This is a genomic window from Massilia sp. TWR1-2-2 (genome assembly GCF_049897565.1).
GTDB lineage: Bacteria > Pseudomonadota > Gammaproteobacteria > Burkholderiales > Burkholderiaceae_D > JAFCUW01.
This window is the reverse complement of record NZ_JAFCWM010000007.1, coordinates 207,540-219,033: the sequence shown is the minus strand read 5'-3', so window position 1 is coordinate 219,033 and position 11,494 is coordinate 207,540. Positions and strand designations below refer to the sequence as shown.

10 protein-coding genes are annotated in these 11,494 nt (G+C 65.1%); 6 read left to right on the top strand and 4 right to left on the bottom strand.

What is annotated here, in order from left to right; translation table 11 throughout:
• Positions 1 to 104 precede the first annotated feature (104 nt).
• From ACP7DD_RS09275 to ACP7DD_RS09265, 3 genes are all read right to left on the bottom strand, one after another.
• The gene (locus tag ACP7DD_RS09275; RefSeq protein ID WP_426174462.1) at positions 105 to 806 is read right to left on the bottom strand and encodes a hypothetical protein; all 702 of its coding nucleotides are present in this window, start codon (positions 804 to 806) and stop codon (positions 105 to 107) included.
• 127 nt (positions 807 to 933) lie between these two features.
• Complete coding sequence (locus ACP7DD_RS09270; RefSeq protein ID WP_426174461.1) at positions 934 to 1,290, bottom strand: hypothetical protein; 357 nt, start codon at positions 1,288 to 1,290, stop codon at positions 934 to 936.
• Positions 1,291 to 1,319: 29 nt separating this feature from the next.
• Complete coding sequence (locus ACP7DD_RS09265; RefSeq protein ID WP_426174460.1) at positions 1,320 to 2,387, bottom strand: substrate-binding domain-containing protein; 1,068 nt, start codon at positions 2,385 to 2,387, stop codon at positions 1,320 to 1,322.
• Positions 2,388 to 2,508: 121 nt separating this feature from the next.
• Between ACP7DD_RS09265 and ACP7DD_RS09260 the strand changes: the two genes are divergently transcribed.
• The 6 genes from ACP7DD_RS09260 (at position 2,509) to ACP7DD_RS09235 (ending at position 10,990) form a co-directional block, all read left to right on the top strand.
• Positions 2,509 to 4,164, top strand: a complete 1,656-nt coding sequence (locus tag ACP7DD_RS09260) for an OFA family MFS transporter (protein WP_426174459.1) — start codon at positions 2,509 to 2,511, stop codon at positions 4,162 to 4,164.
• Between the two features lie 107 nt (positions 4,165 to 4,271).
• A complete protein-coding gene (locus ACP7DD_RS09255; RefSeq protein ID WP_426174458.1) occupies positions 4,272 to 5,975 on the top strand; it encodes an NAD(P)H-dependent oxidoreductase subunit E in 1,704 nt (567 codons plus the stop codon).
• A complete protein-coding gene (fdhF, locus tag ACP7DD_RS09250; protein WP_426174457.1) occupies positions 5,972 to 8,791 on the top strand; it encodes a formate dehydrogenase subunit alpha in 2,820 nt (939 codons plus the stop codon). The genes ACP7DD_RS09255 and fdhF overlap by 4 nt, the downstream gene beginning before the upstream one ends.
• 22 nt (positions 8,792 to 8,813) lie before the next feature.
• On the top strand, positions 8,814 to 9,521 hold the full coding sequence (locus ACP7DD_RS09245; protein WP_426174455.1) for an ABC transporter permease: 708 nt from the start codon (positions 8,814 to 8,816) through the stop codon (positions 9,519 to 9,521).
• Positions 9,518 to 10,177, top strand: coding sequence for an energy-coupling factor ABC transporter ATP-binding protein (locus tag ACP7DD_RS09240; RefSeq protein ID WP_426174454.1), 660 nt, complete (start codon positions 9,518 to 9,520; stop codon positions 10,175 to 10,177). The genes ACP7DD_RS09245 and ACP7DD_RS09240 overlap by 4 nt, the downstream gene beginning before the upstream one ends.
• Positions 10,178 to 10,186: 9 nt before the next feature.
• Entirely contained in the window at positions 10,187 to 10,990 is an 804-nt protein-coding gene (locus ACP7DD_RS09235) for a substrate-binding domain-containing protein (protein WP_426174453.1), read from the top strand.
• A 13-nt stretch (positions 10,991 to 11,003) separates the two neighbouring features.
• On the opposite strand, the gene ACP7DD_RS09230 is transcribed toward ACP7DD_RS09235, so the two are convergent.
• Positions 11,004 to 11,483: a pyridoxamine 5'-phosphate oxidase family protein gene (locus ACP7DD_RS09230; RefSeq protein WP_426174452.1), complete on the bottom strand. Its 480-nt coding sequence runs from the start codon at positions 11,481 to 11,483 to the stop codon at positions 11,004 to 11,006.
• Between the last annotated feature and the right edge of the window lie 11 nt (positions 11,484 to 11,494).

The window sequence follows — 11,494 nt, the reverse complement described above, 5'->3', positions numbered from 1 at the left end:
TCAAGGTCGGAAAAACTCTTCTGCATGATCAACTGGACGGTAGTGTGCGTGCCGTTATTGTCTCAGGTCTTGCTAGCAGACGGAACCAGTGCCCGAAGAATAAATCAGTGCTTCCCTAGATCAACCGAATTGGCGACGCCCGACAACGCTGCCGATGAAGCGGGCCGGAACGCTACGTTTGACATCTTGGCCTCAGGGGCCACGGTGCCGGCAATCGTCATTGGATTTACGCGGCCAGCCCGGCAAGTTTGATACACCTGAGGCCCGCAGTTTGTCACCGCGTTTGCGACGTTGCCGAGCACTTGGGATGCTGCGCCTGGCGTGGCTTGATTGACGCGGTCCAGGTTAAGAATGTACTGACCATCAGTCAAAACGGTTTTAGGTTCCGTCGGCGCCGCGCCCGCAACCACATAGACGCTCGCGCCTGGTGAACCGCCGACACCGAAGCAGCCCGAGGACTGATTGGTTGCGATCTCGATTTCAAAGCTCAGCTTGTACAGCGTCGAAGGCGCATACCCGCTGAATTTCTTTTTGCTGTAGATGAAAAGATCGTCGCTGCGATTTGTCCCACCAGTGTAGTAAGCGCTTCCCGACAGCGGGGCCGTCAAAGAACGGGGCGCCCAGACGACGTCGGTCGGTTCAGTTGCGCCGTGATAGTCGGAGTAACCACCTTGCCAGCCATCTGCGCTGGTCGTGAACGTGCTGGCTATCTGAGGCGGTAGCGGGGGCGTGTCGTTGCCGCCACAAGCGGCCAGAAGGCAGGCAGGCGCAATGATGCCTGCAATTCGCAATTTTTGAATAGCCATCGGACTTCCTGTGTGGTGATGCGGAAACCTGAGGATATGTGGACGATTCGACTACGAGTAGGCAAGATTTGCCAGCGAATTGTCGCGCAATTGCAGGCTGTTGAGCTAACCGGCTCTGCACCGACTACTACGCATACCAGGTCGCATACGGAGTGTTGACGACGAGCCGACGGTTGAAATCGGGGGAACCATCGGTCCACCACACCGGTCCCCGCTCGCCGAGCGCGCGTTTTGCCCCGTCGACTGCCGCGCGCGCGGCAAGCATCGCTTCGGCGTCGCCCGCCTTCTTCGCTGCGCCGACCTGCCTGCGCGCGGTCATGAGCTGGTCGACCAGTTCCTGGCGGACTTCGGGTGCCAATCCAGGATTGCTCGTACGCCACAGCCGGCCGTTGACGATGAAATACCGCCCGTCCAGCGTGACAGTGTATTTTTGAGGAGGAGGCACGCCGGCGACGCTGTCCGATGTGATGTTTTTGCTGGGCATATAACGCGGCACAAGTTCGAGCGCGGCAGCTACCCGAACGCCTCCTCCAGCGACAGGATCTTCCCCGTATCGGCCGCATCGTACCCGGTCAGCTCATTGACCCGCAGGTGATACTCGGGCAACTGCAAGATGGCAATGAACTGGCGGATCAGCGGGTCGTCCACCGCATCCTGGCGCAGCGCGAAAAAATAGCGCTCGCGCACCAGCGGGATGAAATCGAGATTGAACCGCTGCGCCGCCGTGCGCACGCCGATGCCGACGTCGGCCATGCCGCTGGCGATGTACGCGGCCACCGCCGAATGGGTGAACTCGGCGCTGTTGACGCCATTGATGTCGTGCACATTGATGTCCCCGGCGTCGAGCATCAGCTCAAGCAGCTTGCGCGTGCCCGATCCGATCTGCCGGTTGACGAAACGAATGTCGGTGCGCACCAGGTCTTCCAGCCCGCGGATGTTCAAGGGATTGCCGGGCGCGACGAACAGCCCCTGGTGACGCACCGCCAGGTGAATCAGGCAGTGCTGGGCCGGATCGAGCCAGCGCGTGTACCAGTCCATCGCCGCCGGCTGGAAGTGGCCGGTCGGCACGTGGAAGCCGGCCAGGTCGCATTCGCGCCGCGACAACGCCGCCACCGCATCGGTGCTGTTGCGATAACGCAACTCCACCGGCATCTCCACCTTGTTCAGGTGAACCATCAACGCCGCCACCGCGAAGCCGTGACTGGCGTCCATGCGGATCATGCGCAGCCGGTCCGGCGCCATCTTGCCCAGTTCAACTTCCAGTTCCGACGCCAGGCTCTCGAGGGTGGGCGACAGCCGGGCGGCGATGCGGCGGTCGGCCCAGACCAGCTTTTGCGCCAACGGCGTCAAGGTGGTGCCGCGCCCGCGGCCCGTCTGCAGCAGGCTGTCGCCGAATAATTGTTCAGCATCGCGCAACAGGCCCCAGGCGTAGCGGTAGGACAGCTTGACCGATTTGGCTGCCTTGGCGATCGAGCCGGTGTCCTGGACGGCCAGCAGCAGTCCCAGCAGTGCGGCGGTGTCGAGCGGGGGCGAGGCGCCGAAGCGAATTTCCCAGTGCGGGCGGATTTGAACTTTGAGCATATGCTTAAAATAGCCTATTTCGAACCAAATTGCATCGTGCTACTCTGCAAAAATAATAAAAGTGGTTGGGGAAATATGCTTAAAAAAGCATATTCATAAAACGTAAAAAATGGAGTGAGACATGGCTTTATTGGATGTACTAGACAAGGAACGCACCATTGCGGCTCCGAGTTTTAATCGCTGGCTGGTGCCGCCGGCGGCCCTGGCTATTCACCTGTGCATCGGTATGGCGTATGGCTTTTCCGTGTTCTGGCTGCCGCTGTCGCGCGCGATCGGCATCAAGGATCCGGTCGCTTGTGCGAAAGAAATGAGCCTGCTGGCGGAACTGTTCACCACCACCTGCGACTGGAAAATCTCCTCGCTGGGCTGGATGTACACCCTGTTCTTCGTCTTCCTCGGCGGCTCCGCTGCCATGTTCGGCGGCTGGCTCGAGCGCGCCGGTCCCCGCAAGGCCGGTGTCGTGTCGGCGCTGTGCTGGTGCGGCGGCCTCGTCATTTCAGCGATCGGTATCTACAAGCACCAGATGTGGATGATGTGGCTCGGCTCCGGCGTGATCGGCGGCATCGGCTTAGGTCTCGGCTACATTTCGCCCGTGTCAACGCTGATCAAATGGTTCCCGGACCGCCGCGGCATGGCCACCGGCATGGCCATCATGGGCTTCGGCGGCGGCGCCGTCATCGGCGCGCCAATGGCTGCAGCGCTGATGAAGTACTTCGCCAGCCCGACTTCGGTCGGCGTGTGGCAAACCTTCCTCGTCATGGCAGCTGTCTACTTCGTCTTCATGATGGCCGGCGCCCTGTCCTACCGCGTGCCGGCTTTGGGCTGGAAACCAGCCGGCTGGACGCCACCGGTCAGCGCCAAGACCAACACCATGATCACGCCGCGCCACGTGCACGTGAAACGCGTCTGGGGCATTCCGCAATTCTGGCTGCTGTGGGGGGTGCTGTGCCTGAACGTGACGGCCGGCATCGGCATTCTCGGCATGGCCTCGCCGATGCTGCAGGAAATCTTCGCCGGCAAGCTCATCGGCGTGGACCTGGCCTTCAACGACCTGTCGGTGGCGCAGAAAGCGTCGATCGCAGCGGTCGGCGCCAGCTTCCTCGGTTTGCTGTCGCTGTTTAACATCGGCGGCCGTATTGTGTGGGCGTCGTGCTCGGACTACCTCGGCCGCAAGCCAACCTATTCGATCTTCTTTATCCTCGGCTTCATCCTGTACGCGTCGATCCCGAACTCGGCCCACGCCAACAACCTGTTCCTGTTCGTCGCCGCGTTCTGCATTATCATGTCCATGTACGGCGGCGGTTTCGCCACTGTGCCAGCCTACCTCGCCGACCTGTTCGGCACCCAGATGGTGGGCGCGATTCACGGTCGCCTGCTGACCGCATGGTCGGCAGCCGGCGTGTTCGGTCCGGTGCTGGTCAACTACATCCGCGAATATCAAATCGCCAATGGTGTGCCGAAGGCGCAGGCGTATGATGTGACTATGTACGTGCTGTCCGGGATGATAGCGCTGGGCCTGCTGTGCAACCTGCTGATCCGCCCGGTCGCCGACAAGTACTTCATGACCGACGCCGAACTGGCCGCCGAAAAGAAGCTGGCGCACGACCGCGATGTCAGCCTGAACAACAGCATGGCTGGCACCTCGGGCAATACCGGCGGCGTCGTTGTGATCAACAACAACCCGGCTGTCGCCGCCTTTGCCTGGCTTGCAGTGGGCATCCCGCTGTCGATCGGCATCTGGCTGACCTTGCAAAAGGCAGCGGTGTTCTTCAAGTGATACCGCTTCGTGTGTCAATGACATATTGACACTACAACAAACCTTCGCCAGGGCTAGCCGTCGCGCCTGCCCTGGCGCTTGTTCCCCTCGTTCCACCGGACAAAGCAATGAACCACCCAATCATTCCCATCGCCGTGCAGGGCGCATCGCGCGAGCGCAAGCGCCAGGCACCAAAAGGCCGCCGCGTTGACCCGCAAGCGCTCGCCGACGTGCAGGCCCTGCTGGGCATTGAATCGCGCCAGGCCGACCTGCTGATCGAACACCTGCACAAGATCCAGGATCGCTACGGCAGCCTGTCGGCCCAGCACCTCGCCGCGCTGGCGGCGGAAATGAAGCTGGCGCAAGCCGAAGTGTACGAAGTGGCGACGTTCTACCACCACTTCGACGTCGTCAAGGAAGGCGCAGACGCGCCCGCCGCGCTGACGGTGCGCGTGTGCGACGGCTTGTCGTGCGAAATGGCCGGCGCCCGTGACCTGCTGGCGCGCTTGCCCGGCATTCTCGGCACCGAGGTGCGTGTTCTCGCCGCGCCGTGCATCGGCCGCTGCGAACAGGCGCCTGCCGCCGTCGTCGGCCAGCATCCGGTGCCAAACGCCACCGTCGACACCATCGTCGCCAAGGTCGCCGCCGGTGAAACGACCCATACGCCGCAAGGCTTCATCGATCTCGACGCCTACCGCGCCGCCGGCGGCTACGCGCTGCTGCGCGACTGCACCGACGGCAAGCACGACGTCGAATCGGTCATCCAGAAAATGGAAGGCTCGGGCTTGCGGGGCCTCGGCGGCGCAGGTTTTCCGGCCGGGCGAAAATGGCGCATCGTGCGCGGTGAACCGGGCCCGCGCCTGATGGCGATCAACCTCGACGAAGGCGAGCCGGGCACCTTCAAGGACCGCTACTACCTCGAGCGCGATCCGCACCGCTTCCTCGAAGGCGCGCTGATCGCCGCCTGGGTCACGGACGTCGAAACCGTCTTCATCTACCTGCGCGACGAATACCACGGCTGCCGCACCATGCTCGAAGCTGAACTCGAGAAGCTGCGCATCGACCCGCCGATGGCGCGCATGCCGAAGCTGGTGCTGCGGCGCGGCGCCGGCGCCTACATCTGCGGCGAAGAGTCGGCCATGATCGAATCGATCGAAGGCAAGCGCGGCATGCCGCGCCTGCGCCCGCCGTACGTCGCCCAGGTCGGCGTGTTCGGCCTGCCGACCTTGCAGCACAACTTCGAAACGCTGCACTGGGTGCGCGACATCCTCGAAAAAGGCGCCGACTGGTTCGGCAGCCATGGCCGCAACGGCCGCAAAGGATTGCGTTCGTTCTCGGTATCGGGCCGCGTCAAGCAGCCGGGCGTGAAGGTGGCGCCGGCCGGTATCACCATCCAGGAGCTGATCGACGAATACTGCGGCGGCATGCTTGAGGGGCAGACCTTTTACGGCTACCTGCCGGGCGGCGCGTCGGGCGGCATCCTGCCGGCGTCGATGAACAACATCCCGCTCGACTTCGATACGCTGCAGCCGTACGGCTGCTTCATCGGCTCGGCGGCGGTCGTGGTACTGTCGAACCTGGACACGGCGGCAGCGGCGGCGCGCAACACGCTGAAGTTTTTCAAGGACGAATCGTGCGGCCAGTGCACGCCGTGCCGCGTCGGCACCGCCAAGGCGCTGACCCTGATCGAACAGCCCGTGTGGGACCTGGTGCTGCTGGACGAGTTGTCGCAGGTAATGCGCGACGCCTCGATCTGCGGCCTCGGCCAGGCAGCGCCGAATCCGATCGACTGCGTCGTCAAATATTTCCCGAATGAGTTGGTGAAACCATGAATGCGATAACCAGATTGAACCGCGTTGCCCTGCAAGGCGTGGCCGTCACTTTCGACATCAACGGCCGCACGGTCGAAGCGCTGTCGACCGAAACGCTGATCGAAGTGGCCGACCGCGAGGGGATCGACATCCCGCGCCTGTGCTACCGCGAAGGCATGGAAGTGGTCGGCAACTGCCGCTCCTGCATGGTCGAGATCAATGGCGAGCGCGTGCTCGCGCCGTCGTGCTGCCGCTACCCGACCGACGGCATGAAGGTCACGACCGACAGCGCGCGCGCGGTCGCGGCGCAAAAGATGGTGCTCGAACTGCTGCTGTCGGACATGCCGGAAACCGAATACACGCGCCACAACGAAGTCGACTTCTGGGCGCGCAAGCTTGCCGTCGGCAAGCCGCGCTTCGCCGCGCGCCGCCAGCCTCGGCAAGACGCGTCGCACGCGGCCATCACCGTCAACCTCGACGCCTGCATCCAGTGCACCCGCTGCGTGCGCGCCTGCCGCGACGAACAGGTCAACGACGTGATCGGCCTGGCGTTTCGCGGCGACCAGACAAAGATCGTGTTCGACATGGACGACCCGATGGGCGACTCCACCTGCGTGGCCTGCGGCGAATGCGTGCAGGCCTGCCCGACCGGCGCCCTGATGCCGGCGCGCGAAGTGGCGCTGACGGCGCCCGACAAGAAGGTCGATTCGGTCTGCCCTTACTGCGGCGTTGGCTGCCAGCTGACCTACAACGTCAAGGACAACAAGATCCTGTTCGTCGAAGGGCGCGACGGCCCGGCCAACCACGAGCGCCTGTGCGTCAAGGGCCGCTACGGCTTCGACTACGCGCACCATCCGCACCGCCTGACGGTGCCGCTGATCCGTCGCGCCGACGCGCCGAAACGCGGCGACTTCGTGATGGATCCGGACCGCGTCATGGACGTGTTCCGTGAAGCGACCTGGGAAGAAGCGCTGGCGCTGGCCGGCGGCGCCCTGTCGAACATCCGCGACACCCATGGCAAAAAATCGCTGGCCGGCTTCGGCTCGGCCAAGGGCAGCAACGAGGAAGCCTACCTGTTCCAGAAACTGGTGCGCACCGGATTTGGCAGCAACAACGTCGACCACTGCACGCGCCTGTGCCACGCCTCGTCGGTGGCCGCGCTGCTCGAGGGGATCGGTTCGGGCGCGGTGTCGAACCCGGTGATGGACGTGACGAAAGCCGAAGTGGTGATCGTCATCGGCGCCAACCCGACCGTCAACCACCCGGTGGCCGCCACCTGGATCAAGAACGCCGTCAAGAACGGCACCAAGCTGGTGGTGTGCGATCCGCGCCGCTCCGACCTGGCGCGCATGTCGCACCGCTACCTGCAGTTCAAGCCCGACACCGACGTCGCCATGCTCAACGCGATGATGCACGTGATCGTCCACGAGAACCTGGTCGACGCCGACTTCATCGCCAGCCGCACCATCGGCTACGATGAACTGAAGCAGAACGTCGAAGGCTACAGCCCCGAGCTGATGGCGCCGATCTGCGGCATCGACGCCGACACGCTGCGCTACGTGGCGCGCCTGTACGCTACCTCGAAGGGCTCGATGATCCTGTGGGGGATGGGCATTTCGCAGCACATCCACGGCACCGACAACGCGCGCTGCCTGATCGCGCTGGCGCTGATGACCGGCCAGATCGGTCGTCCCGGCACCGGCCTGCATCCGCTGCGCGGCCAGAACAACGTGCAGGGCGCGTCCGACGCCGGCCTGATCCCGATGATGTTCCCGGACTACCAGCGGGTCGACAACCCGGCCGTGCGCGCCAAGTTCGAAGCTGCCTGGAACACGCCGCTCGATGGCACGCCTGGCCTGACCGTGGTCGAGATCATGCACGCCATCAAGGCGGGACAGATCCGCGGCATGTATATCATGGGCGAGAACCCGGCCATGTCCGACCCCGACGCCAACCACGCGCGCGAGTCGCTCGCCGCCCTCGAGCACCTGGTGGTGCAGGACATCTTCCTGACCGAGACCTGCTACCTGGCCGACGTCATCTTGCCCGCTTCCGCGTTCCCGGAAAAGACCGGCAGCTTCACCAATACCGATCGCACGGTGCAGATGGGCCGCCAGGCGATCGACCCGCCGGGCCAGGCTAGGCAGGACCTGTGGATCCTGCAGGAGCTGGCCAGGCGCCTGGGCCTCGACTGGAACTACAAGCACGTGTCGGAAGTATTCGACGAGATGCGCCACACCATGCCTAGCATCGGCGGCATCACGTGGGATCGCCTCGAGCGCGAACACTCCGTCACCTACCCGTGCGTTGCCGAAGGCGACCCGGGCGACCCGGTGGTGTTTATCGAGACGTTCCCGCGCGACTCAGGCCGCGCGCGCTTCGTCCCGGCCGACATCATCCCGGCCGACGAGCGGCCCGACACGGCCTACCCGATGGTCTTGATCACCGGGCGCCAGCTGGAGCACTGGCACACCGGCAGCATGACGCGCCGCACTGCGGTACTCGACGCCCTCGAGCCCGATCCGGTGGCGCTGGTGCACCCGCTCGACCTGACCGGCATGGGCGGCAAGCCGGGCGACGTCATCACCATCGAGTCGCGGCGCGGCAAGGTGACGCTGTACGCGCGGGCCGACGACAGTTCGCCGCGCGGCGCCATCTTCGTGCCGTTCTGCTACTACGAGGCAGCCATCAACAAGCTGACCAACGCCGCGCTCGACCCGTTCGGCAAGATCCCCGAGTTCAAGTACTGCGCGATCCGGGTGGCGCTGGGCGGCGAGGTGGAGGCGCAAAGCAGCTACGGCGGCGGCCAGGTCTTGCGGAGGCTGACACCGGCGTGACGATCCATCCACAGAGCGCCTGATGCCGATTCTCGACGCCATCCGCGGGGCCTTCGCCCTGCTGCTGTCGGGCGACGCCGCCCTGTGGACCATCGTCTGGATTTCGCTCAAGACGAGCGTCGTCGGCCTGCTGCTGGCCGCGCCGCTGGCCATCGTGCTCGGCTACGCGATCGCCAGCTTCCGCTTTGGCGGGCGCCGGCTGGTGATCTGGCTGGTGCAGGCGTCGCTGTCGATGCCGACCGTGTTGATTGGCCTGCTGCTGTACCTGATGCTGTCGCGCCAGGGACCGCTGGGGGGCCTGCACTGGCTGTTCTCGCAAAGCGGCATCATCGCCGGCCAGTGCCTGATCGCGCTGCCGGTGCTGCTGGCGTTTACGCTGTCGGCGGTGCAGGCGGCCGATCCGCGCTACGCCGAAACGGCGATCACGCTCGGCGCGGGCCGCTGGCGCGTGATGGCGACGGTACTGTTCGAGGCGCGCTTCGGCGTCATGGCCGCGGTCATCAGCGGCTTCGGGCGCGTGATCTCGGAAGTCGGCTGCGCTCTCATGGTAGGCGGGAACATCGCCGGCGAAACGCGCACCATCACCACCGCCATCGCGCTCGAAACGAGCAAGGGCGAATTCGCCCAGGGCATTGCGCTGGGCATCGTGCTGATCGTCGTCGCGCTGGCGATGAACGGCGCGCTGATGCTGGCGCAGGGCGACGCCCACGCCGCGCGGGGGCGGCCATGAGCAGCCTGATGATGGTCGGCCGGCTGCGCCGCCAGCACGGCGAACGGGTGGTGTTCGACATCGCCGACTTCTCGCTCGATGCCGCCACCGCCTACGTCCTGACCGGCATCAATGGCGCCGGCAAGACCACCTTGCTGCGCATGCTGGGAGGGCTCGACAAGAGCGAGCCGTCGTCGCTGCTGTGGTGCGGCGAGCTGCTGCAGCTTGCGCCCTACCCGCCCGAGCTGCGCGCCGGCGTCGTCTACGTGCACCAGGACCCGATCATGTTCGCCACCAGCGTCGCCCACAACATCGGCTACGGCCTGGCCGCGCGCGGCATGCGCGGCGCGCGCCTGGCGCAAACGGTGGAAGCGGCGATAATGTGGGCGGGGGTCACGCACCTGCGCGACGCCAACCCGGCCAGCCTGTCGGGCGGCGAGAAGCAGCGCATCGCGCTGGCGCGCGCCAAGGTGCTCGCGCCCAGGCTGCTGCTGCTCGACGAGCCCACCGCCAACCTCGACGGCGCCGCGCGCGAGCAGGTCATCGCGCTGATCCCGGCGCTGCTCGACGCCGGCACCACCGTCGTCATCGCCTGCCACGACCGCGACCTGATCGGCCTGCCCGGCGTGCGCCGCCTGAAGCTGCGCGACGGCGACCTGATTTACCGCTTCAGCTAAGGGATCACCATGAAAACCGCCAAACTCATCGCCGCCATCGCCCTCGCCTGCAGCCCGCTCCTCGTACAGGCGCAGGCGCTGCGCCTGTCCACTACCACCAGCACCGAAAACTCCGGTCTGCTGGCGTGGCTGCTGCCGGCCTTCGAAGCGCGCGCCGGCATCAAGGTGCAGGTCATCTCGGTCGGCACCGGCAAGGCGCTGGAACTGGCGAAAAACGGCGACGTCGACGTCACGCTGGTGCACGCGCGCGCCGCCGAAGACAAGTTTGTCGCCGACGGCTACGGCATCGACCGGCGCGACGTGATGTACAACGACTTCGTGATCGCCGGGCCGGTGTCCGATCCGGCCGGCATCAAGGGCAGCAAGGAAGTCGTCGCCGCGCTGCGCAGAATCGCCGCAACCGGCGCCAAGTTCATCTCGCGCGGCGACGCCTCCGGCACCGACGTCATGGAAAAGAGCTACTGGAAAATGGCCGGCACGCTGCCGGCCGGCAGCCGCTACCTGTCGGCGGGGCTGGGCATGGGCGAAGTGCTGACGATGGCGGCCGAACTGCAGGCCTACACGCTGACCGACCGCGCTACCTACAGCACCTACAAGGCCAAGACCGGGCTGGCGATCGTGGTCGAAGGCGACCCGAAGATGTATAACCCGTACGGCATCATCACCGTCAACCCGGCGCGCCATCCGGGAGTCAACGCCAGGGGCGCGCGCGCGCTGACCGACTGGATCACGTCAAGCGAAGGCCAGCAGCGCATCGCGTCGTTCCGCCCGGCCGGCCAGCAGCTGTTCTTCCCGTCGGCCGAACCCAACTGACCTCGGTCGCGTCTTAACTGGCCTCGCGCAGGTCGAACGTGTCGGTGTGGCCGAAGCGGCGCGTGTAGTCGAGCAGCGCCACCCGCTCCGGCGTGATGCGGATGAACAGCATCCCCGGCCACGGCAGGATGTCGGGCTCGGTGATGATGCGCGCATAGTCGGGCAGCTTGTGCAGCAGCAGCGCGCTGGCAAAACTGAGCTCGGCCGGTTCGGTGATGAAGGCGGCGCGGCCGTCGATCGACATGCCCTGGATCTCGCTCCACTTGTCGCAGGGCGCGTTGACGGTCAGCGCCACCCGCGCATCGCGGCCCAGGTCGTGCGCCTTGCCACCATCGATCGAGATCGCCGCATAGATGATCAAGTCCTCGCAGGCGAAGTTGATGGTCGACGCGTGCGGCGAGCCGTCGGCGCGCACGGTGGCGAGCGTGAGCTCCCGGGCGGCGCCGAGGATCTTCGCTGCCAGTTCAAGCTTAGTGCAATCAAGTTGCTGCATGGTGTGTCTCC

Bases quoted from the DNA above. Each gene is read 5' to 3' on its own strand.
- ACP7DD_RS09275 (WP_426174462.1), bottom strand. From the start codon at position 806: ATGGCTATTCAAAAATTGCGAATTGCAGGCATCATTGCGCCTGCCTGC.
- ACP7DD_RS09270 (WP_426174461.1), bottom strand. From the start codon at position 1,290: ATGCCCAGCAAAAACATCACATCGGACAGCGTCGCCGGCGTGCCTCCT.
- ACP7DD_RS09265 (WP_426174460.1), bottom strand. From the start codon at position 2,387: ATGCTCAAAGTTCAAATCCGCCCGCACTGGGAAATTCGCTTCGGCGCC.
- ACP7DD_RS09260 (WP_426174459.1), top strand. From the start codon at position 2,509: ATGGCTTTATTGGATGTACTAGACAAGGAACGCACCATTGCGGCTCCG.
- ACP7DD_RS09255 (WP_426174458.1), top strand. From the start codon at position 4,272: ATGAACCACCCAATCATTCCCATCGCCGTGCAGGGCGCATCGCGCGAG.
- fdhF (WP_426174457.1), top strand. From the start codon at position 5,972: ATGAATGCGATAACCAGATTGAACCGCGTTGCCCTGCAAGGCGTGGCC.
- ACP7DD_RS09245 (WP_426174455.1), top strand. From the start codon at position 8,814: ATGCCGATTCTCGACGCCATCCGCGGGGCCTTCGCCCTGCTGCTGTCG.
- ACP7DD_RS09240 (WP_426174454.1), top strand. From the start codon at position 9,518: ATGAGCAGCCTGATGATGGTCGGCCGGCTGCGCCGCCAGCACGGCGAA.
- ACP7DD_RS09235 (WP_426174453.1), top strand. From the start codon at position 10,187: ATGAAAACCGCCAAACTCATCGCCGCCATCGCCCTCGCCTGCAGCCCG.
- ACP7DD_RS09230 (WP_426174452.1), bottom strand. From the start codon at position 11,483: ATGCAGCAACTTGATTGCACTAAGCTTGAACTGGCAGCGAAGATCCTC.